Annotated in this window: 24 protein-coding genes and 1 other RNA gene; 10 read left to right on the top strand and 15 right to left on the bottom strand. The window is 45.6% G+C overall.

Annotation, left to right across the window (positions count from 1 at the left end):
- Positions 1 to 2: 2 nt before the first annotated feature.
- The 8 genes from B143_RS0105015 to B143_RS0104980 form a co-directional block, all read right to left on the bottom strand.
- Entirely contained in the window at positions 3 to 944 is a 942-nt protein-coding gene (locus B143_RS0105015) for an MlaD family protein (RefSeq protein WP_018122447.1), read from the bottom strand.
- Positions 934 to 1,719 carry an ABC transporter ATP-binding protein gene (locus B143_RS0105010; protein WP_008316242.1) on the bottom strand — a complete coding sequence of 262 codons (786 nt, stop codon included), beginning with the start codon at positions 1,717 to 1,719 and terminating at the stop codon, positions 934 to 936. The genes B143_RS0105015 and B143_RS0105010 overlap by 11 nt, the downstream gene beginning before the upstream one ends.
- Positions 1,719 to 2,837 carry an MlaE family ABC transporter permease gene (locus B143_RS0105005; protein ID WP_248647504.1) on the bottom strand — a complete coding sequence of 373 codons (1,119 nt, stop codon included), beginning with the start codon at positions 2,835 to 2,837 and terminating at the stop codon, positions 1,719 to 1,721. Before B143_RS0105005 ends, B143_RS0105010 begins: the two co-directional genes overlap by 1 nt.
- Positions 2,834 to 3,448, bottom strand: coding sequence for a PH domain-containing protein (locus B143_RS0105000; protein WP_018122445.1), 615 nt, complete (start codon positions 3,446 to 3,448; stop codon positions 2,834 to 2,836). Before B143_RS0105000 ends, B143_RS0105005 begins: the two co-directional genes overlap by 4 nt.
- 16 nt (positions 3,449 to 3,464) lie before the next feature.
- Positions 3,465 to 4,085 carry a thermonuclease family protein gene (locus tag B143_RS0104995; RefSeq protein WP_248647503.1) on the bottom strand — a complete coding sequence of 207 codons (621 nt, stop codon included), beginning with the start codon at positions 4,083 to 4,085 and terminating at the stop codon, positions 3,465 to 3,467.
- The gene (locus B143_RS0104990) at positions 4,069 to 4,566 is read right to left on the bottom strand and encodes a phosphatidylglycerophosphatase A family protein (RefSeq protein ID WP_008316238.1); all 498 of its coding nucleotides are present in this window, start codon (positions 4,564 to 4,566) and stop codon (positions 4,069 to 4,071) included. Before B143_RS0104990 ends, B143_RS0104995 begins: the two co-directional genes overlap by 17 nt.
- Positions 4,567 to 4,580: 14 nt before the next feature.
- Positions 4,581 to 5,123: an oligoribonuclease gene (gene orn, locus B143_RS0104985; RefSeq protein WP_018122443.1), complete on the bottom strand. Its 543-nt coding sequence runs from the start codon at positions 5,121 to 5,123 to the stop codon at positions 4,581 to 4,583.
- Between the two features lie 80 nt (positions 5,124 to 5,203).
- Positions 5,204 to 5,806, bottom strand: a complete 603-nt coding sequence (locus tag B143_RS0104980; RefSeq protein ID WP_018122442.1) for an LOG family protein — start codon at positions 5,804 to 5,806, stop codon at positions 5,204 to 5,206.
- A gap of 102 nt (positions 5,807 to 5,908) precedes the next feature.
- Between B143_RS0104980 and ubiD the strand changes: the two genes are divergently transcribed.
- The 10 genes from ubiD to B143_RS0104930 all read left to right on the top strand — a co-directional run bounded on the left by ubiD (position 5,909) and on the right by B143_RS0104930 (position 15,955).
- Entirely contained in the window at positions 5,909 to 7,381 is a 1,473-nt protein-coding gene (gene ubiD, locus B143_RS0104975) for a 4-hydroxy-3-polyprenylbenzoate decarboxylase (RefSeq protein WP_026165712.1), read from the top strand.
- Positions 7,371 to 7,952 carry a D-sedoheptulose-7-phosphate isomerase gene (locus tag B143_RS0104970; protein ID WP_018122440.1) on the top strand — a complete coding sequence of 194 codons (582 nt, stop codon included), beginning with the start codon at positions 7,371 to 7,373 and terminating at the stop codon, positions 7,950 to 7,952. The genes ubiD and B143_RS0104970 overlap by 11 nt, the downstream gene beginning before the upstream one ends.
- 16 nt (positions 7,953 to 7,968) lie before the next feature.
- Positions 7,969 to 8,445: a Slp family lipoprotein gene (locus B143_RS0104965; RefSeq protein WP_018122439.1), complete on the top strand. Its 477-nt coding sequence runs from the start codon at positions 7,969 to 7,971 to the stop codon at positions 8,443 to 8,445.
- A gap of 9 nt (positions 8,446 to 8,454) precedes the next feature.
- Positions 8,455 to 9,546, top strand: a complete 1,092-nt coding sequence (locus B143_RS0104960) for a glycosyltransferase (RefSeq protein WP_018122438.1) — start codon at positions 8,455 to 8,457, stop codon at positions 9,544 to 9,546.
- Positions 9,547 to 9,636: 90 nt separating this feature from the next.
- Positions 9,637 to 10,914, top strand: coding sequence for a glutamyl-tRNA reductase (gene hemA / locus B143_RS0104955; RefSeq protein WP_081601016.1), 1,278 nt, complete (start codon positions 9,637 to 9,639; stop codon positions 10,912 to 10,914).
- A 26-nt stretch (positions 10,915 to 10,940) separates the two neighbouring features.
- Positions 10,941 to 11,495: a hypoxanthine-guanine phosphoribosyltransferase gene (locus B143_RS0104950; protein WP_018122436.1), complete on the top strand. Its 555-nt coding sequence runs from the start codon at positions 10,941 to 10,943 to the stop codon at positions 11,493 to 11,495.
- Positions 11,496 to 11,517: 22 nt separating this feature from the next.
- Entirely contained in the window at positions 11,518 to 12,774 is a 1,257-nt protein-coding gene (gene tolB / locus B143_RS0104945; protein ID WP_018122435.1) for a Tol-Pal system beta propeller repeat protein TolB, read from the top strand.
- Between the two features lie 41 nt (positions 12,775 to 12,815).
- On the top strand, positions 12,816 to 13,337 hold the full coding sequence (pal, locus tag B143_RS0104940; RefSeq protein ID WP_018122434.1) for a peptidoglycan-associated lipoprotein Pal: 522 nt from the start codon (positions 12,816 to 12,818) through the stop codon (positions 13,335 to 13,337).
- 104 nt (positions 13,338 to 13,441) lie between these two features.
- Positions 13,442 to 15,193 (top strand): lipid A export permease/ATP-binding protein MsbA, encoded by a 1,752-nt coding sequence (gene msbA, locus B143_RS0104935; RefSeq protein WP_018122433.1) that lies wholly within the window; start codon positions 13,442 to 13,444, stop codon positions 15,191 to 15,193.
- A 243-nt stretch (positions 15,194 to 15,436) separates the two neighbouring features.
- On the top strand, positions 15,437 to 15,955 hold the full coding sequence (locus B143_RS0104930; RefSeq protein ID WP_008316219.1) for an OmpA family protein: 519 nt from the start codon (positions 15,437 to 15,439) through the stop codon (positions 15,953 to 15,955).
- 55 nt (positions 15,956 to 16,010) lie between these two features.
- Here B143_RS0104930 and B143_RS0104925 read toward each other — a convergent pair whose 3' ends face one another.
- The 7 genes from B143_RS0104925 to lptB form a co-directional block, all read right to left on the bottom strand.
- Complete coding sequence (locus B143_RS0104925; protein WP_018122432.1) at positions 16,011 to 16,559, bottom strand: 5-formyltetrahydrofolate cyclo-ligase; 549 nt, start codon at positions 16,557 to 16,559, stop codon at positions 16,011 to 16,013.
- 8 nt (positions 16,560 to 16,567) lie between these two features.
- A non-coding RNA gene (gene ssrS / locus B143_RS09865) (6S RNA) lies at positions 16,568 to 16,754 on the bottom strand.
- A 26-nt stretch (positions 16,755 to 16,780) separates the two neighbouring features.
- Positions 16,781 to 17,470, bottom strand: coding sequence for a ComF family protein (locus B143_RS0104920; RefSeq protein WP_018122431.1), 690 nt, complete (start codon positions 17,468 to 17,470; stop codon positions 16,781 to 16,783).
- The gene (locus tag B143_RS0104915; protein WP_018122430.1) at positions 17,471 to 18,457 is read right to left on the bottom strand and encodes a tetratricopeptide repeat protein; all 987 of its coding nucleotides are present in this window, start codon (positions 18,455 to 18,457) and stop codon (positions 17,471 to 17,473) included.
- Positions 18,445 to 19,287, bottom strand: coding sequence for an endonuclease/exonuclease/phosphatase family protein (locus B143_RS0104910; RefSeq protein WP_018122429.1), 843 nt, complete (start codon positions 19,285 to 19,287; stop codon positions 18,445 to 18,447). Before B143_RS0104910 ends, B143_RS0104915 begins: the two co-directional genes overlap by 13 nt.
- 3 nt (positions 19,288 to 19,290) lie before the next feature.
- Positions 19,291 to 20,703 (bottom strand): exodeoxyribonuclease I, encoded by a 1,413-nt coding sequence (gene sbcB, locus B143_RS0104905; protein WP_018122428.1) that lies wholly within the window; start codon positions 20,701 to 20,703, stop codon positions 19,291 to 19,293.
- A 2-nt stretch (positions 20,704 to 20,705) separates the two neighbouring features.
- Positions 20,706 to 21,428 (bottom strand): LPS export ABC transporter ATP-binding protein, encoded by a 723-nt coding sequence (lptB, locus tag B143_RS0104900; protein WP_008316211.1) that lies wholly within the window; start codon positions 21,426 to 21,428, stop codon positions 20,706 to 20,708.
- Between the last annotated feature and the right edge of the window lies 1 nt (position 21,429).

Below are 21,429 nucleotides of genomic sequence, written 5' to 3'. Positions count from 1 at the left end.
CCTTATTCACCTGGGCCTGGTTTTGGTTTGCCTTTACCCATGATCAATGAGTTCGGCTGATTGTTCAGTTGCGTGATCAACAATGACATTTGATACAACACATTGTTGAGCTCTGTAAATGTTGAATTTAAATTTGGCACTTGCGAGCGCACAGATTGCCCAAAGTTACGCCATTCCACCGCTGTTGCACCCCATGCTTTTAAGGTGCTGTCTGCATTGTCAAGCGTTGAGGTTAAGCCATCGGAGGCTGTTTTCACATTTTCTGCAATGGCACTGAAAGAATCAATCGCTGACAATGCTCTGTCAATCTTCGGCTCTAAACCACGGAAGAATTTACTGGCATCATCTACCATCTCTTTTAAATCTTCTGAGCTTTCTGCAAAGTTACTGGTGACCACATCAAGGTTACGCAAAATATTGTTCACATGCTCAGCATTTTGTGTGGTGAGCACCATGTCCAACTTTTCAGAAACGCCGCTCAATGCGCGTGTGGCATCATTAAATGCCGTGTCTAAACGCTGCGATAACGAAGGGCCATTTTTGATCTCTGGCACAGGATCACTTTCAGTGGGCACCACATTTGGCGCACTCTCTGTGCCACCACGCAAGCTCACGCCCACCAATCCCGTGATGCCGCGGCTGGTTAATACGGCTTCTGTATCCGATTTAATCGGTGTGCCTGCCGCAATGTCAAGGGAGATGATCACATAACGGGGATCTAAGTCATTGAGCTCAATTTTACGCACAACGCCCACATCCACGCCTTTATAATCCACCACAGAATTGACAGATAGACCAGACACTGACTCATTGGTCACCACTTTATAAGGCAGATATTTGACCTTATCGGTTCCCACGGTGAGCCACACCACAAGCGCTAACAGCGCAATGCTAAAGCCCACCACAAATACGCCAACGGCGGCAAAACTGAATTTATTTTCCATAAGCTTCCTCTGTTGCTCGGCCCCTTGGCCCTTGAAAATACTTTTGAATCAATGGATGTGGGTCTTTCACCAACTCTGGCATCGGTTGATAGGCCAAAATTTTCTTTTCACCCAAAAATGCCACTTTATCCGTCACAGCCCACAATGAATCAAGGTCGTGTGTCACCATCATGATGGTCAATGAAAGCGAGTCTTTGAGCTGATTCATCAAATCATCAAACTCCCCTGCCCCCACAGGATCAAGCCCTGCGGTCGGTTCATCTAAAAAGAGTAATTGCGGATCAAGTGCTAATGCACGCGCAAGGGATGCACGCTTAATCATCCCGCCTGACAACTCACGGGGATAGAGATTGGCCGCATGGGCAGGCAAGCCAGAGAGCACAATTTTAAGCTCTGCCAGCTCCTTCATCTCCGCTGTTGAGAGCTTTAAATGTTCTTTCATCGGCACCATGACATTTTCTAACACCGTTAAAGAGCTGAACAACGCCCCACTTTGAAAGAGCATGCCAAAGCGCTTACGCAGCTGCATTTGTTGCTGATTGCTGATGCCCCAAATCGGCTCACCAAACATATACACTTGCCCTGAATAGGGTTTTAGCAGCATGATGATCGAGCGCAGCAACGTGGTTTTCCCTGAGCCTGAACCGCCCACCAATGCCACCAATTCACCCTTTTGCACCGTCATATTGAGATCTTCATGCACTGAATGGGTGCCAAAGCGGTTATAAAGGTGCTCAATCTCGATGGCAATGTTATTGTCTACTGTTTCTGTCATTAGATCGGCACATTCCTTGTAATAATGGAGAAAATCGCATCGCAAATGATCACTAAAAAGATCGATTGCACCACAGAAATGGTGGTTTGTTGCCCAACGCTATCTGCGCCACCACTGACGCGAAAGCCTTGATAGCAACCCGTCAATGAAATGATGATGGCAAACAACGGTGTTTTCGCTAAGCCCACCAATAACGTATCCACCGTCATCACTTGCGGAATGCGCTCGACGAAGGTGCTAAAAGAGACATCTAAATAAGTATTCGCGAGCACCATGCCGCCAAACACGCTGCACACGTCTGCAAATACGGTTAAAAATGGAAGCGCGATGATGAGCGCTAACATCTTTGGCACCACCAATTGATCGAGTGGATTAATGCCAATGGTGCTCAGTGCATCCACCTCTTCATTGACCACCATGGTGCCAATTTGCGCCGCGATCGCAGAACCTGTCCGCCCGGCTACAATGATGGCCGTCATCAATGGTGCCAATTCTCTGAGCATCGAGATCGAAATCAACTCAACCACAAAGATGTTCGCACCATATTGCTTTAACAACGCACCGCCCTGATAAGCAATCACGATGCCGATCAAAAAGTTCAATAAACCGATGATAAAGAGTGCTTGTACGCCGCCCGTTTGCACATTTGACCACATGGTTTTCCAGCGGATCGACCAAGGATGGGCGAGATTTTTAAACGTCACCATCGCCACTTGGCCAATAAAGTCAAAAAAGCGATAGGTTTGATCTTTCGCCAAATAGGTGCGCTTCCCCACCGCCACAAAGAAAGGATCTTTTTTCGGATCATCTAAAGCATCGGGCTCAAAGGCATTCATCTTATCGGAGATGAAATTCACCAAGTTCGCAAATTCACCATGAAACGCAGTTAAATTTGCTTGACCATTTTTGGCTTTTAACGCTTTGACAATCGTGCCCATCCAATAAGCACCGCTTGTGTCTAATGAGGTTAAAGCGCTGCCATTGATCTCAATGGCATTGGATAAGTCGAGCTTCGTCCAATCAATCGCCGCAATGGATTTTTCAATGACGGGCGTATTGCCAATTGTCCATTCGCCCTCAAGCATCAACTGATTATTGTTTTGCGTCAGCATCATCATTTTTCATTCTCAACAACGCATGTGGTCAAAGCTTCAGGCATTTTGATGGCGGGCAAACGTGCCGTTAAACCACCAGAAGCCTGAATGATCAATGTCCCCACATCCATGAATCGGCTCAGGAAGCCTTTTTTAATGTGAAAGGCATCCACATGTAAACGCGGAAATTCAACGCGCTGTGGGCGAAAAAGCCCTGTCACCACTAAAATGCGTTGATCTGTCACCATCACTTTAGTGGTTAAAAATGTTAACGTTGCTCGCACTAAGCGATACAACGCATAAAGCAGCACCAATTGGCTGAGCCACTTGCGCGGATGCAAGCGGATGCCATTTAAAAATTCATACATCGAGTGTGGTAGATGCGCTTGCACCACTTCTGATCCCATCGCAAGATAGCTTTGCACCGTATAACTGAGCCCTGTGCCACTTTGTGGCGCTGGCCACATCAACAACGAATAAAGAGAAAACGAGCCATGGAGCGCAGCATTCAATGCTAAATAAATGCCTGCCAACAGCCATAAACCTGGCACGACAAAAATCCACCAATGTGTGTATTGTGACAAAAGGAGGGATTCGTTGTGGGCTAATTCTTCTTCTCGATGATTTAAAAACATATCTATACCAAATGATTTACGGATGCAGCCGCCGCCATTGTTCGGGTTGTTGTTGCGCGCCAGCTGTTTGCCAAATGCCTAATCGGGACATTTTAGCGCGTTTTTGTGCATTTATGTAGTCTTGATCATGATTATAGCGTGCATAGACCACCGCAGCGCCTGCTTCCACCATCTCAAGCCCCACATCCTGCGCTTGAATAAACAGTTTAGCCAATAATCGGCCATATTGATCTTTTGCCATCACCTGAAGTTCAATCGATCGATGTGCACCGATGATCTTTGTCAGGGTTTGCGTGGCCATTTTACCCCACGGCTTTTGCCCTGTTTCTGGGGCATCAATCCCCCAGATGCGCACAGAGCGGCGCGATGTTTCACGTGGATCATGGGCTTTTGGGCATTGCATAACGACTGTATCCCCATCAATGATGCGCTCTAATTGGCAAGTGATAACAATGGGATAAACATCATACGCTTCATCATCATATCTCTGCCCTTTCGGCACATAAAAGCTGGAGATGATGAGCAGCGCAATGCAGCAAATTGGCACCAATAAATGCTGATAAAAGCGCGGATTGCTGCGCGCTTTACCGATTCGCCATCGAACATAACGCCCGATGCGTTTAGCTAAGCACCGCATAACCCCAAAGGATCAAATGAATGCTGATCAATGCCATGATGCCAGCTAATACATCGTCCACCATGATGCCAATGCCACCTTTCATCTTTTGATCCACCCATTGAATGGGCCAAGGTTTGATCACATCAAAAATGCGAAAGAGCACAAAGCCCAAAATCGCCGTATAAATGTTCACAGGCACTAAAAACATCGTAATGAAAAAGCCCACAAATTCATCGATCACAATGCCGCCATGATCATGCACATTGAGCTCACGGCTCGCTTGATCACTGACGATGCAACCTAACACAAAAACAAACGCTGTGATCACGGCATACCATAAATCTGGTAAATATGTCATCGCAAACCAAAATGGCACCGCTGCCAATGTCCCAAAAGTGCCGGGCGCCACCGGTGCACAGCCTGAACCAAAACCGGACGCTAAAAATTGCGCGGGCGTTTTAATCGTCATCTTGACAGAGTGATCATGTTTGCTGTGCATCGTGCGCTCCTCGATTAATGTTGTTGTAAATAATGGGTGCGGTAGAACTTCAATTCGCCAATCGATTCACGGATGTCATCTAAGGCTTTGTGTGTATTTTGTTTTTCATACATCGCGCCATCCGGATACCAACGCTTGATCATCTCTTTAAATGAGCTCACATCCACATTGCGATAATGCAGATATTGATCAATGTGGGGCATGTAGCGCTTTAAGAATCGGCGATCAGTGCCAATGCTGTTGCCACACAAAGGCGATGAACCTTTTGCGATCCATAAACGTAAGAATTCATACGTCATCTCTTCGGCTTCAGCAAGGCCAATATTGCTTTCACGCACGCGCTCAATCAAGCCAGATTCACCATGCGTTTTTTGATTCCAGTCATCCATCAAATCCAACACATCATCCGGCTGATGAATGGCGATCACAGGACCTTCGGCCACAACATTTAAGTCGCTGTCCGTTACGATGGAGGCAATTTCTATGATGTGATCTAGGTTCTCTTCTAAACCGGTCATCTCTAAATCTACCCAAAACAAATAACGATCTGACTGCATGTTCTACCTTTTCAATAATTGATTCAATAAAGCTGCCATTTTATCACGGCTGCTTTGTGCTGTGTGCCCTTGCGTGATGGTTATTTTTTATCAAGCACCGCCAAAACATCCTCAACAGAATCCACCATGTGCAGCCAATCAAATGTATCTGTGCTGATGAGTTTTTTATCCAGCAATGTGGTTTTAAACCATTCAAACACAGGCGCCCAAAAGCCACTGTCATACAAAATCACCGGTGAACGCTGTAATTTACCTGTTTGCACAAGCGTCATCACTTCAAAGAGCTCATCGAGTGTGCCAAAACCGCCCGGCATACAAATGTACGCACATGAATAATTGAAAAAACTCATTTTACGTGGATAAAACTGAGAAAATCGCAATGAGCGGGTTTGATAAGGATTCGGGTGCTGTTCACGAGGCAAGATAATGTTTAAACCCACAGATTCTGCGCCACCTTCCACCGCGCCTTGATTTGCCGCGGCCATGATGCCAGGGCCACCGCCAGAAATAATGGCGTAACCTTGTTGTGCGATCGCTTTGGCAACATTGACCGTTGCCACATAATAAGGATCATCCTCAGGAATGCGTGCAGAGCCAAAAATGGTAACCGCGCGCCCTAAATCATTGAGTACACGTTTTGCTTCTTTCAATTCCGAATCGATTTGATGCACATCCCACAACATGTTTGCCCTCTTCTTTTGATTTTGTCTGTTCACGGGCGGGGAATTATAACAGACCATTTTCATTAATGTTATAATCGATTTTTTTGGATGAGATCAGTGGGCATGCAATTTCAAGATTTACGAGAATTCATCGATTATTTAGAAAAAAACAACAAACTACAGCGTGTTACCCATGAAATGGACACGAATTTAGAGATGACAGAATTCTCTGATCATGTGCTGCGCCAAGGTGGCCCTGCCCTGTTATTTGAACATCCAAAAGATCATACCATTCCTGTGCTGACCAATTTATTTGGCACACCTGAGCGCGTTGCCCTCGCCATTGGCGAAACAGATCCTGCCCGTTTAAGAGACATCGGCAAATTGCTCGCCTTTTTAAAAGAGCCCACACCGCCCGAAAGCCTACGCAGCATGATCAAGCAGTTCCCAATCTTTAAAAAAGTGCTCGCCATGAAATCAAAAACCTTATCATCGCCGCCTTGCCGCGATGTGGTGATTGAAAAAGAGGATGTGGATTTAAGCACGCTGCCCATTCAAAAATGTTGGCCAAAAGATGCAGCGCCCTTGATCACTTGGGGATTGACCATCACCAAAGGTCCGCATAAAAAACGTCAAAACATCGGGATTTATCGTCAGCAGGTGATTGGTAAAAATCGCATCATCATGCGTTGGCTCGCGCACCGTGGTGGCGCATTGGATTTTCGTGAATTTCAACTGAAAAATCCAGGTAAACCGTTTCCGGTTGCCGTGGCTTTAGGTGCAGATCCTGCCACCATCATTGCTGCCGTCACACCCATTCCAGACACTTTATCTGAATACGCATTTGCAGGTTTGTTGCGCGGTAAAAAAACCTATGTGGCACCCTCGCTCATCTCCGATGAATTGACCGTGCCCGCTTATGCTGAAATCGTGTTAGAGGGTTACATTTATCCTGATGACATGGCGCCAGAAGGTCCTTACGGTGATCATACCGGTTACTATAATGAGGTGGATCATTTCCCTGTGATGACGGTCGAGCGCATCACGCATCGTAAAAATCCCATTTATCACTCCACATATACAGGACGCCCACCGGATGAGCCTGCTATGCTTGGCGTTGCTTTAAATGAAGTGTTTGTGCCCATCATCCAAAAACAATTTCCTGAGATTGTGGACTTTTATCTACCGCCCGAAGGCTGCTCTTATCGCATGGCGGTGGTGAGTATTAAAAAACAGTATCCGGGGCATGCCAAACGCGTGATGCTCGGTGTATGGTCATTCTTGCGTCAATTTATGTACACTAAATTTGTCATCATTGTGGATGAGGACATCAATTGCCGCGATTGGAATGATGTGATGTGGGCGATCACCACACGCATGGACCCGATTCGCGATACGGTCATGGTGGACAATACACCCATCGATTATTTAGATTTTGCCTCCCCCATTTCTGGGCTTGGCTCTAAAATGGGTTTAGATGCCACCAATAAATGGCCGGGCGAAACGGATCGTGAATGGGGCGAACCCATTGAAATGACGCCAGAAGTGGTGGATAAAGTGAGTACAATTTTAAAAGAGTACGGATATGAAAGATAACATCATTGCACAAATTGAAGCATCGATTGCCACAAAAGCTGCCATTTTAGAAGATGCCAATCTCATTGCCACCCTAGAAAACGTGGCTGAAACATTGATCGACGTCTATCGCGAGCAAGGCAAAATCCTCATTGTGGGCAATGGCGGCTCAGCGGCTGATGCTCAGCACATGGCCGCAGAATTGGTCGGGCGCTTTGAGTTAGAGCGCGAAGGTTTACCGGCCATTGCGCTCACCACAGACACCTCCATTTTAACAGCCGTTGGCAATGATTATGGTTACCATTATACCTTTGCCCGCCAAGTTGAAGCCCTCGGGCAACCAAATGATGCATTGATTGCCATTTCCACCTCCGGCAACTCTGAAAGCATTGTCAATGCCGTAAAAGCTGCCCGCAAAAAAGGCATTTACACCATCGGCTTAACCGGCAGCCGAGCCTGTACGATGGATGAATTGTGTGATGTGATGATCAAAATTCCCTCAACGCACACGCCACGCATTCAAGAATCCCATTTACTGGTGGAACACATGCTCTGCCAATTGATCGAAACGGCGCTCTTTGCCCCATCATGATAAGAACGAGAGAACCATGAAAAAAATCTTCCAAATTTTACCTTTAACATTCGTATTAGCGGCGTGTTCATCCACGTTTGGCTCTGCGGCAAAAGATGCTTTAACGTATGAAGCGGCCGTTTCACAGCCAGCAAAAGCCATTTTAGGCAAAAAAATGATTGTGGGCGGCCCTGTGATTGCGTATCAATATTCGCCCTCACAAACACAAATTGAGATCGCAAGCGCACCACTCAATGAAGAGTCCGCGCCGGCTAAGATTGCCAACAACAAAGATCGCGCGATTGTCATCGTCAATGGTTACATTCCGCCAGAGGAACTCGATAACGTGCGTTTTTCTGCCATTGGCCGCATCACCGATGTTGCACAGATCGAACGCTATGGCAAAAGCACTGTCATCATGATCACCGCCGATGATTATCGCATTTGGCGTGCCTCTCAGCCGATGTTCAGCCCAAGCAGCAAACCACGCTATGGGTATAAATACGATCTCTAACCCTTTCTCATGAAGATTCTGCAAATTCTGCCCGCCCTCAATCAAGGGGGCGTGGAATATTATGTGCTCGAAAACTGTGCCCACATTGCCACGTATGCTGAAAGTTACGTGATTTCAAGCGGTGGGCGCTTGGTTTCACGCCTAGAAAAAGCCGGTTCAACGCACTTTACTTTACCCATTGAAAAAAAGAATCTGCGCTCAGTGCTGCAAATTGGCAAACTTGCCAAGCTCATTGATGAGATTGCGCCGGACATCATTCACATTCATTCACGTTTGCAAGCATGGCTGGTGCATTTTGCATTAAAGCGCGTCAAGATTCGCCCGCACATTGTCACCACTGTGCATGGTTTCAATTCCATCAGCCGCTACAGTGAACAGATGCTCAAGGCTGATCGCGTGATTGTGGTGTCGAAAGCGCTAGAAGATTATTTAATCAATGCTTATCCACGCGCGGATGTGAATCGCTTTGCCATCATCACCCAAGGCATTGACCCAAATATCTTTCATCGAAATGTTAAAGTGCCAGATGCAATGAAATCGCATCTTCAAACCCTTGGCATCACTGAGCAGGATCAAATTTTGCTGCTCGCGGGGCGCATCACTCGCATTAAAGGCATTCCCCTTTTAATTGAGCTCATGGCAAAGCTTAAGGATAATGGCATTTCGCATGTTAAAGCCTTAATTGTGGGCGGTTATGATGCACGCAATCGCCCATTTTATGAAGAGATGAAGGCACTCATTGCCGCAAAAGGGCTCACAGAATCCATCCTTTGGTATGGCACTTGTGATGAGATGGCTGCGATTTATACACGGGCCAACATCACATTATCCCTCACCACAAAGCCTGAATCGTATGGACGAACGGTGCTCGAAGCCCTTGCCTGCGGCACGCCCGTGATTGGTTTTAATTATGGCGGCGTTGGGGAAAATTTATCGCGCTTTTATGAAAATGGGCGCATTTCACCCAATCATTTGCCTGAACTTTATCACAAAGTCCTAGAGATTCTGAGCACACCGAAAGATCAAGCCCAGATTGCACCGATCACCGATACCATCGAATTGAGTCAGGAAAAATTACGCGACTTATATCAATCCCTCTAACGATCGTTTTCTTTTAGATGTAGAATGGCGTAAAATTTGCTAAGATATGCAACTTTTACGAATTCACTCTTTCTATTATTCAAACCACCAATGACAGTAATAGCTCTCGGCATCAATCACAAGGCTGCTCCCGTTGAAATTCGCGAGCAAGCTTCCGTATTGCCTGAAAAAGTGCCACAATTTTTACACACACTCAAAAATAATGGGTGGGCGACCGGCGCTGTCATTCTTTCCACATGTAACCGCACAGAATTTTATATTGATGATTTAACTGTGCCCGTGCAGGACTTTTTTGCCCTCTGGACAGAGCATGCAAAAATCTCCATGGAAACCATCGAACAGTATCACTATTACTATGAAAATAACGACGCTGTGGCGCATTTGTTGCGCGTCACCGCTGGGTTAGACTCCCTTATTTTAGGCGAGCCGCAAATCATGGGGCAGCTTCGCAATGCTTTTGAGTACTCAAAGCAAGCCGATGCCTTATGCAAAACCCTCAATCGGCTCTTTCAGCTCGCTTTTCAGACGGCTAAAAAAATCCGCACAGAAACCAACATTGGTGCATACACCATTTCTGTTGCGTACACCGCTGTGCAAATGGCAAAGCAGATCTTTGATCTCTCTGAGCAGCGCGCGCTCTTAGTTGGCGCTGGTGAAACCATTGAATTAGTCGCAGAGCATTTGATTGAAGCGAACATTCAATCCTTAGCCATTGCCAACCGCACAGAAAGCCGCGCAAAAGAGATGAGCGCACGTTTAGCGATTCCCTCCACCGTGCATCCTTTAGAAGCCATTCCCGAATTATTAGAAAAGGCGGACATTGTCATCGCCTCAACAGGCGCGCCTTTTTCCCTCATTTCTAAAGAGATGGCAGCACGTGCTTTAAAAGCCCGTCGCAATAAACCCATTTTAATGGTGGACATTGCTGTGCCCCGCGACATTGATGCAAACGTCAATGAGCTCGATGACATTTACTTATATTCCGTTGATGATCTCAATAAGATCGTTGAAAAGAACTATCAATCACGCGAAGCTGCGGCAAAAGAAGCTGAAACCTACATTCAACGCAGTGTGTCTGAATGGGACGATTGGCTGCAACTGGCAGACTTATCGGTTCATTTACAAGCCATCTTCCACTATGTGGATGAGCAAAAAGGCGTCACGTTGCGTAAAGCGAAGCAACTGACTCACCGTGAACAGACTCAGCCGATGGACGATGTGATTGACCAAGTGGTCACACAAATGAGCAATCGTGTCCTGCATCCTCTGATCAACCTGCTCAAAACTCTTGAGCAAGAAGGCGACAGCGAAACCGTCAATAAAATTTTGGCGCACTACACCGCTGCCCCGAAACACAAAATTCGTTAGTTTAATCATCTAAATAGGTAAAATTCATGTCAAATCCCGACAATAAGGCGCAACAAATCCTTGCGAACTCCGAAGAAATCATCTCAGCTCAAGCGGTTAATGATGCGCTTGATCAAATGGCTGTGGTGATCGAAAAAGATCTCCATGATGCAGATCCTGTGGTGTTAGTGGTGATGAATGGTGCGCTGATTCCGGGCGGTTTATTGTTATCTCGTTTAAATTTCCCATTTAGAATTGGTTATTTACATGCCACCCGTTATCGCGGTGAAACCACTGGCGGTGAATTACATTGGGTAGCACCGCCAAGCATTCCTGTAGCAGGTCGCCCTGTATTGCTCGTCGATGACATCTTTGATGAAGGCAATACATTAGAAGCGATCACACACGCTTTAACAGATATGGGCGCAACAAAAGTGTACACTGCCACATTATTTAATAAAGTGCACACTCGTAAACCTAAAAACTTTAAAGTAGACTATATTGGATTAGATGTGCCGGATCGCTACGTTTTTGGTTGCGGTATGGATTGCCACGAATACTGGCGCAATCTCAGCAGCATCTGGGCTCTTAACGAATCATAAAATCATCTCAAGGGGTGTAACAATGAAAAAACATGTCGTCAAACTCTCATTTTGGTTGTTCTTCTCGCTGTTATCTTTGATCACCTTAAGTCATGCCCAATTAAAAATTCAGGTGACGAAATCAGCGAGTAACGCCATTCCGATTGTGCTTTACTCAAATGATCAACTCGGTAACTTTGTTGAGCAAGTGGCAGGTGGTGACTTAGCACGCTCTGGGCGCTTCATTGCATTGCCTTCTAAAAACTCACCGGAACCCACAGCCGGCCCTGCGGCCATCAATAGCGAAGCTTGGATGCAGCGCGGCGTGCAATATGCAGTGTTTTTAACGGTGCGTGGCAATCAGATTTCTGTGGATTTAGTGAATACATTCTCTAAGCAATCGATGCTTCAGCGTGTATACACAGTGGGTGCAAACAATGAACGCCAATGGCGTAAAACCGCACACCAAGTGGCCGATGCCATTTATGAGAAGATCTTAGGTGTCAAAGGTTCCTTTGATACGAAAGTGGCGTATGTTGCGAAAAATGGTCGTCAATATCAATTGATTGTTTCAGATGCAGATGGCGCATATCCAAGCACCATCTTTAACTCTAACGAACCCATTTTATCGCCTGCATGGTCTCCTGATGGTCGCTCAATTGCTTACTCTTCATTAGAAGGTAAGAAAAGTAAAATCGTGGTGCAAGATGTTTACTCAGGCAAGCGTCACGTTGTGTTAGATTTACCGGGCATCAATGGTGCACCTTCATGGTCGCCAGATGGTTCACGTTTAGTATTCACTTTGTCTAAAGATGGTAACCCTGAAATTTACACCTCTGACATTTATGGTAAAGGTTTAACACGTTTAACCAACAATGCAAGCATTGATACAGAACCAGTTTGGGGTAAAGACAACATGATTTACTTTACTTCCGACAGAACAGGCGCACCACAAATTTATCGCATGACGCCAAATGGTGGCACACCGACACGTGTTTCCACTTCAGGCAACTACAATGCGAGCCCTTCCATTTCCAATGATGGTCGCTATTTAGCAGTGATGAATCGTGGCAGTGGCGGCAATGGCTTTGGGATTGCCATCATCGACTTACAAACCGGCGCAACCAAACGCTTAACCAATGGCGGCAAAGATGAAGCACCAAGCTTCTCTAGCAATGGTCACATGATCATTTATGCCAATGGTGTGGGCGGTTTGAACGCTGTGTCTAACGATGGCAGTGTCACGCAAAAATTCTCAAGCAACGCTTCAGATGTTCGAGAGCCAGCTTGGTCTAATTAATCACGAAAATGTACCGATCAATTATTTAATTGGGAGAAACCATGAAAAAAAGTAGTCTCAAGCTTTTGGGCATCGTTTGCCTTTCTACCTTCATTGCTGCTTGTTCTTCCACATCAGGCAGTGGTGAGAATGGATATGGCGATGGTGGTTATGGCAGCGTCAATGGCGGCGCTGGCACAGGCTACAATGGCGAACAGGCAAGCACCTACTATGATTCTATGTATGGTAAACGCGGCACAGAAGATCGCATCATCTACTTTGACTTTGACTCCGACCGTTTACGCCAAGAGTCTTACAATGTCGTGAGTGCGCATGCAGCTGAGCTTCGTAAAAACCCATCACGTGGCATTATCTTAGAAGGCCACACCGATGATCGCGGATCCCGCGAATACAACATCGGCTTAGGTGAACGCCGTGCAAAAGCGGTGTCCACATTGATGACGTCAGAAGGCGTCAATCCCAACCAAATCCGCATCGTCAGCTATGGCAAAGAGCGCCCTGCTGTGGGTGGTTCAGGTGAAGGTTCTTGGGCACAAAACCGCCGCGTAGAGATCATCTACTAAGCCTTTTTGCACAATTTCAAGCAAAATCAAAGCGCACCGGAAGATTCTTTCAGTGCGCTTTTGCTATCTGTGGCATAATTATTTTATTTTGATGCCCCAGAATTATGCAAACCTCGAGTCTTCAACTATATAAACGCTTATTGACCTACACCAGTCAGCGCAAAGGCATTTTGATCTTCGCATTGGTGGCCATCGCTTTATCCGGCATGCTCGAAGCGGGACTTTTTGCCCTTTTAAAGCCCATTTTAGATCAAGGTTTTTTTGATAAAGACCCTGAATTCATTAAAATGATGCCGTTCATTTTAATCGGCGTTTTCCTCATTAAAAGCGCCTTTGGCTTTTTTGGGAATGTCGGGATGCAATTCATTGCCCAAAAAGTGATTAAAACGCTGCGCCAACAGATGTTTGATCGCCTGATCACCTTACCGATTGCCGAATACAATAAAACAAGCTCAGGCGCCCTACTCTCTAAACTGACGTTTGACGTCAATCAGCTTTTGACCATCAGCTCCTTTGCTTTAGTGACGCTCATTAAAGACAGCGCTGCGATCATCGGTTTACTCTTTGTGATGTTTTATAACAGCTGGCAGATCAGTTTAGTGATGTTCATCGTTGCGCCCTTCATTGCCATTACGCTTCGCATTGTCTCTAAGCGCTTGCGTAAACTCTCTCACCGCGCGCAATCTGAAATGGGCGAACTCAATCACATCACCGAAGAGACCATTCGCGGCAATAAAGAGATCAAACTGTTTAACGCTTATGATTTTACGCGCGAACGCTTTGAGAAAACCAACGAGCAGTTGCAACGCGTGAATGTGAAAATCATGGTGGCTTCTGAAATCGCAAGCCCACTTGTGCAGCTACTGATTGTGTTTTGTATTGCATTCATCATCAGTTATGCGGCGCATCAAGTGAGCCCTGATGGTTTAACGCCCGGTGCATTTTTAACCACCCTTGGCGCAATGGTGGGTTTACTCAACCCGATTAAACGTTTAACGCGCTTAAATGAATCGTTACAACGCGGTTTAGCGGGTGCAGAAAGTGTCTTTAGCCTCATTGATGCACCAATTGAAAAGGACGTAGCGACTCATCACAATCCTGAGCATTTGCCGTTACACATCTCTGGCGACATTCGCTTTGATCATGTGGGCTTTCGTTATGGGGATGATTTGGCGCACATCTTTAAAGATCTTTCCATCAAAATTCGCCCGAAAGAGACGGTTGCCCTTGTCGGTGCTTCTGGCAGCGGAAAAAGCACCTTTGCCAATCTCCTTGCCGGCTTTTATACACCAACGGAAGGTAAAGTCTTGGTGGATGGTTATAATGTGGCTGAACTCTCTTTACGCGATTATCGTCAACACATCAGTTATGTGAGCCAGCATGTGGTGCTCTTTGCCGATACATTAGCAAACAACATTGCCTTAGGTGATCCTAATCCTGATTGGCAGCGCATCGAAGCAGCGGCTAAAAATGCCAATGCTTGGGGATTCATCAGCGCGATGCCAGAAGGTTTACACACACATGTGGGTGAAAATGGCGCCAAACTCTCTGGCGGGCAGCGTCAGCGCATTGCCATTGCGCGCGCCTTATATAAGAAAGCGCCGATTTTGATCCTCGATGAAGCCACAAGCAGCTTAGATACGAAGAGCGAATTTGACATTCAAGAGAGCATTAAAGTGCTCAGTGAAGATACAACCACCATCATCATTGCGCACCGTTTGAGCACCATCGAACAAGCCGATCGGATTGTTGTTTTTGAACAAGGTAAAATTGTCGAAATGGGCACACACCAAGAATTGTTGGAAAAAAACAACATTTATGCGTCACTTTATCGTTTAGGAGAAGAATCGGCGTAAAACCAATAATTCACTGAAAACCATACAAATTTTATAAAATCATGCCATTCTACTGAAAAGTGATTCTAAAAATTTGTATGATTCAGGATAATATATTTTCATTTTTGACACAAAAGTGTATTTTTTTTNTCAAAAATGCGGTATCATTCTGACATCAGTTGTGTTATTCTTGCGCTGAATATATTTACACTTATAACTAGTGTTGATTTTTTATTTAGTTTAAGTCCTTATTGGAGGTTAAATATGAAAAAGCAATTAACTACATTAGTAATTGCTGGGCTTGTTGCTTCTACATCAGCAATGGCTCAACTAGAAGGTTTGGTTGACAGACAAGGTGATTTCGTAAGAGATCGTCAAGGCGAATGCGTATTAGTATTAGATGGTACTCCTGGCTGTGGTGCTAGAAGTGTTTCTTTAAGCGCGGATACTTTCTTTGATTTTGACAAAGCTGTATTAAAACCAGCGGGTAAAGCAGAATTGAACAAATTAGCAGCTCAAATCAAACAAGATGGCGCTAAAGTTAGATCAATCTCTTTAGCAGGTTACACAGACGGTATCGGTAGCCAACAATACAACTTAGGTTTGTCTGAGCGTCGTGCTAAAGCTGTTGAAGCTTACTTAGTAGAAAATGGTGTTTCTCCAAGCATCATCACTACAAAAGGTTACGGTAAAGAAAACCCAATCGCTACAAACGAAACAGCTGAAGGCCGTGCGAAAAACCGCCGCGTTGACGTTGTGATCAATGGCGTTGTTGGTAAATAACTGAGTTTTTCAGTTATTTAAAACACCTAGCTTGCTAGGTGTTTTTTTATGTCTGTCATTTGGTGGAAAAATCTATAATTCCACTTGGAGAAATGAAATAATCCATCGGCACATCATGTGCTTGACGCTCAATGGTTTCGCTCACCCTTTGGCAATCAAATCCCACCCCTATTTTAATGATGGATGCGGGAAGATTCGCTAAATAACGATCATAATAGCCTTTGCCCATGCCAATGCGCGTTCCCCATTGATCAATCGCCACCAGTGGAATGATGAAGGCTTCAGGCAATATTGCCACCTCTTTTGAAGTCGGCTCAGGAATACCAAATGCGCCCTTTGCCCACAATTCATCTGCTTGATCTGCCACAAACACCAATTGATTGTGAGAATTAATTTTAGGTAAGGCAATCGCTTTATCAGTCGCCCTTAACACATCCACCGAAATTTCCCCACGCACAGCACAATAGATGCCAAGGGATGAAAATCGTTGACAAAATGATGATAAATGTTGATTAAATGCCACTTGCTGCTGATGCCGAGTGTTGGCATCTAAGTGGTTGCGCTCTTTGATGATTCGCGCACGAATCGTAGCTTGCTGATTCATAGATTGGAGTGGATCCCAAAGTACCGTTAAGTATGTCATACCCTTGAACCGAACGGTTCAAATGGATATAAGTTTAAATGCCTTAGGCTTCTGATTCGAGATCAGCCTGCTCACCGGCATCTAGTAATATATCTTCGATATATACTTAGGATCAAGGGGACTTAGACATATTGAACACGAATGCTCCAGAAATCCACCCACCAACAAAGTATACCATTTTTTCATGCTTTCGCAATCACCAATGCGGTTACAGTTTGCGCACCGGCATCTTTTAATGCACGCGCCGCATGCTGCAAGGTTTTCCCTGTGGTCATCACATCATCGAGGAGCAATAAATGCCCACTGACTGCATTTGCAGACAATGCATCGGTTAAATTCGTCAAACGCGCCTGCCGATTGAGCCCACTTTGCGGAATGGTCAATGCACGTTTATGGAGTACATTCGATAAAATCGGAGCTTGTAACGCAGGCTGCAGTGCTTTGGCAATCTCATGGACTTGATTAAAGCCCCTTCCTGCTAAACGCACGCGATCAACTGGCATCGGCACAATGGCATCAACGGTTGATAACCAGCCTTGATGCATCAAAATCACGCCATTCATCCATTCACTGAGTGCTCTGACCATATAGAGCTGACGATTGAATTTTAAGCCCACAATCGCAGTGCGCACCGCATCCTGATAATGATAACCCATGATGATGTGATCAATGGCGGGCTGCGACTCATCACTACAGTGCAAACAACCAACATCCGCAATTAAATCGCCGCCGCAAGTCGTGCAATAATCTGCAACTGGCCACAACGTGCCATGGCAAGATGCGCACACATAGCGCTCTAATGTCATTGTTTCATGACAGATCAAACACCGTTTCGGATACAGCCCATGAAATATTTTGGCAACGCGTGACATTTAAACATCCTTCACCTGCGAATAATTTGGAATGACCAAGCGCCCATCAGGGTCTTTAAGACGCAGCGGTAAATCCGCCTCAAATGCATCAGGATTTAAGCGCTGCACCGCTCTGACAATATCATTGATGTGCACGCCATAACTGTTTGCTAAACTTTGAAACACCGGCACAAGTTTTTCATCAATGTCGAATGCTTCCACAATGGGTACAGCACGCTCACCGATCATGCGCCGCGGACGCAAAATCATCTCGGTACTGTAACGGCTGCTGTTGAGCATTGGGCGATAGCCAACCAATCCATATCGATTAAGCTGCAATGGTAGCGTCACAAACGTGGCTTTATAGCTTGGTGCAGATGCCACATGATGATTCTCTTCAGTGATCTTTTGCACCTCTTCTTGAATGATGGTGATTTCACCTTCAGAGTTGAGACGCTCAATGCGATCAATCGGTTTTGGAATGGGTGTTTCTCGCGCGGCAATGCGCACATTATTCGGCAACAACCAACCGATAGAGACTTCATACTCCATCAAGCCTTCTAACATCTTTTGGGCAGACTCAGAACCTTTCTCTAAATCCTCTTTCGTCAATTTTGTGGCCAAAGCATCACGATACGCCACCAAATCACTCGCGCCATGGCGCGCTGCAATCACAGACCAAGCATACGCTTCACTCATGTCTTTTGCTTGCCCGATGCCTAAACGCAACAGTGTGGAATAATTAAAGGCCGCATCCACGTGCCCAGCTGCCGCTGCTTTTTGATAGAGCTCTGCCGCCTTGACATAATTGCGTGGCACACCGCGCCCTGTTTGATAAAGCGTGGCAAGATTATTGCTTGCATCCACATGCCCAAGGGCGGACAATTCACTGAACAAATGCGCGGCTTCCACATCATCATGGCGATCATAAGCGGCGATGGCATCCTCAAAGCTATCTGCATAGCTGATGCCAAGCGCGAGCAGCAATGTCATCATCACTTTGAACATAATTGCCCCGTCATTAAAATCGGATCGTGGTCGCTGTAGCGGCGTTCATTCATTGGATCAGTATTGATGTGTGCAATGGCACCTTCGACATCCGTAAAATGTTCATTGTACAAAATATAATCGAGTAAAATCGGTTTTTTCTGATACTTATATGTATAGATTTGATATTTCAATTGTGCATGCACACTCTCAAATCCAAGCTTTGCGATCGCTTGCACGGTTTTACTGTTAAATGTGTCATTCATGTCGCCGGCAATGATCAGCGGATGGGCTTTGAGATCATGGGCTTCTATGAATTCTGCCACCACTTTTGATTGCTGATTGCGCTGCTTTTTTGCCTGCTTTTTCGTTTGATTTTTTAAGCTCATGGATTTGAGGTGGCAATTGATGATGTAAATCACATCATTTTGATACACAAATTCGCCCACAAGCGGTAAACGCGATGCCACACAATCGAGTTCATCACTGCCAATGAAAAAAGGTGAATCCGCGCCAATTTGCTGCAAACTTCTGAGCTCCACAGGTGCGCGATACAAAAAGCCACAGCGAATGTTCATATTTTCAGCGCCGCCCGTGGTTTCTGGCATTGGGGCAATGTCCGCATAATGATACGTCCATTGATGGGCGGCTAATTTTTGAATGATGGTATCGGCAACCAGCGCTTTGACCGGTTCATCACCCATTGCCGCTGCCCCAATCTCTTGAATGGCGATGATCAAAGGTGCGCCTAAATCCATCACCATCGACGTCACAAAGGCATCAATGCGCGATTCATCAGACCATTCACCTAAATTTGCCGCATTGATGGATGCAAAAGAAAATTCACTCATACATCATTCAAAATATAACGAGCGGCAATCGGCCAGCAGCTTCGATTTCACAGGATCATTCGCATATTCAGCGACTTTAGCCGTGTACACAGCTTGCTGTTCACAAAGCGTGCGCTCACGGCGTGCATCACAGTACGCTTCCCATTCTTGATACTCTTCACTCGTTAAGCTCATCGGAAAGTTTTTTGCACGATACAAAAAGAGCAACGGCGCAATGCGTGCATCTTTAAATTGATAATGGCTATTTTTCAACGCTTCTTCGGATAAATAAGGAATCTCTTCCATGATTTTTTTATCGCTGAATTCAAAAAAGCCATCATACAACATCGATTCTACACGGGACAATAACGGCTGATCATCATAAGAGGGCGCAGTTGTTGGCGCAAAAATTTCGCGCGCTTTTCGTTCAAGCTCCGCATGGTGACCATTGACAATGGCGACTTTATCAAGCGCGGCATTGAGGTCTAACCCATATAAATTTTTTGTGTATTTTAAAACATTCACAGGTGAAATGATCGGGCATTTATTAAGATGAATGAGCTTTAATGGCACGCGGCTTCTGCCTTCGCCAAGATCTTCATTCGCTGTGTACATCGCCGCTTTAATCTCTTCAGCGCTGTAATTGAGCAACTCATCTAAATCGCCGCGTAAATCCACAACCACAACAGCATTCTTATTCCAAGGATGCATAGTAAGTGGCACAACGACAGAGAGATAACCATTGTGTTCCCCAAACATGCCAGAAACATGCACCAACGGTCGCCCAAAATGCTGCTCAATGATGGGCACGAGATCTTTAGCGCGGCGGTGCTGATAGAAATAATCATAAAAGCGCGGCTGCTTCTCTTTGATGAGCTTGAGTACATCAATCGTGGCATAAACATCACTTAAGGCATCGTGAGCATTGTCATGATTTAAACCATTCGCTTTTGTGAGCGATTCTAATTTTAAACTGGTTTTACCATCAATCTTTGGCCACTCAATCCCTTCAGGACGAAGGGCATACACACCACGCACTAAATCTAAAGCATCCCAGCGGCTGTTGCCATTTTTCCATGCATATGCATAGGGATCAAAAAAGTTACGATAAAAGAGATAACGGGTCATCTCATCATCAAAGCGGATGGAGTTAAATCCCATCACGCAAGTATCAGGCTTCATGAACTCATCATAAATCCTGCGGGCAAATTCATGTTCAGGCAAACCGTGCTCATTACAATAATCTGGCGTAATGCCCGTGATTAAAATGGCTTCAGGCGAGGGGACATAATCGTCCGCTTGCTGACAATAAATATTGATGGGTTCACCAATGATGTTGAAATTGCTGTCCGTGCGGATTGCCGCAAATTGCGCAATGCGATCATATTTTGGTGAAATCCCGAAGGTTTCATAATCGTAAAAGAGAAATTCAGCCATGATTACAGTGAGAAATTATCCCCTAAATAGGCAGTGCGCACGATCTGATTGTCTAAAAGCTCAGCTGTTGAACCTTCGGCAATCACCTGCCCACCGCTTAAAATGTACGAACGCTGACAGATACTGAGCGTTTCACGAATGTTATGATCTGTGATCAAAACCCCAATGCCGCGCGCGGACAGCTCTAAAATAATGGTCTGAATGTCCGCAACCGATAAAGGATCAACCCCGGCAAAGGGCTCATCTAACAGTAAAAATTTGGGATTGAGCGCAAGGCTTCTTGCGATCTCCACGCGGCGACGTTCCCCGCCTGACAACGACATGCCAAGCGAGTTGGCAATGTGCGTCACTTTAAAATCTTCCAGCAACTGATCGGCCAATTCGTGCTGTTCTTTTTTCGTCAAATCTTTACGGGTTTGGCAGATGGCTAAAATATTATCGCGCGAGGTCATTTTACGGAAAATGGAGGCTTCTTGTGGCAAATAACCAATGCCACGATGGGCGCGCTCATGCATCGGTAATTTTGTGATGTCGTGCTCGCCTAAAAATACATGCCCTTCATCGGCAACAATCAACCCAACAGTCATGTAAAAGCTTGTGGTTTTCCCTGCACCATTTGGGCCAAGCAAACCCACAATCTCACCGCTGTCCACATGGAATGAAGCCCCATTGACCACGGTGCGTTTTTTAAAACGCTTAACGAGTTCTTTGGCTCTCAATTGCATG

The sequence above is a fragment of the Wohlfahrtiimonas chitiniclastica DSM 18708 genome, assembly GCF_000375345.1.
GTDB lineage: Bacteria > Pseudomonadota > Gammaproteobacteria > Cardiobacteriales > Wohlfahrtiimonadaceae > Wohlfahrtiimonas > Wohlfahrtiimonas chitiniclastica.
The sequence above is the reverse complement of the archived record's forward strand: the minus strand, read 5'-3'. Positions and strand labels throughout refer to the sequence as shown.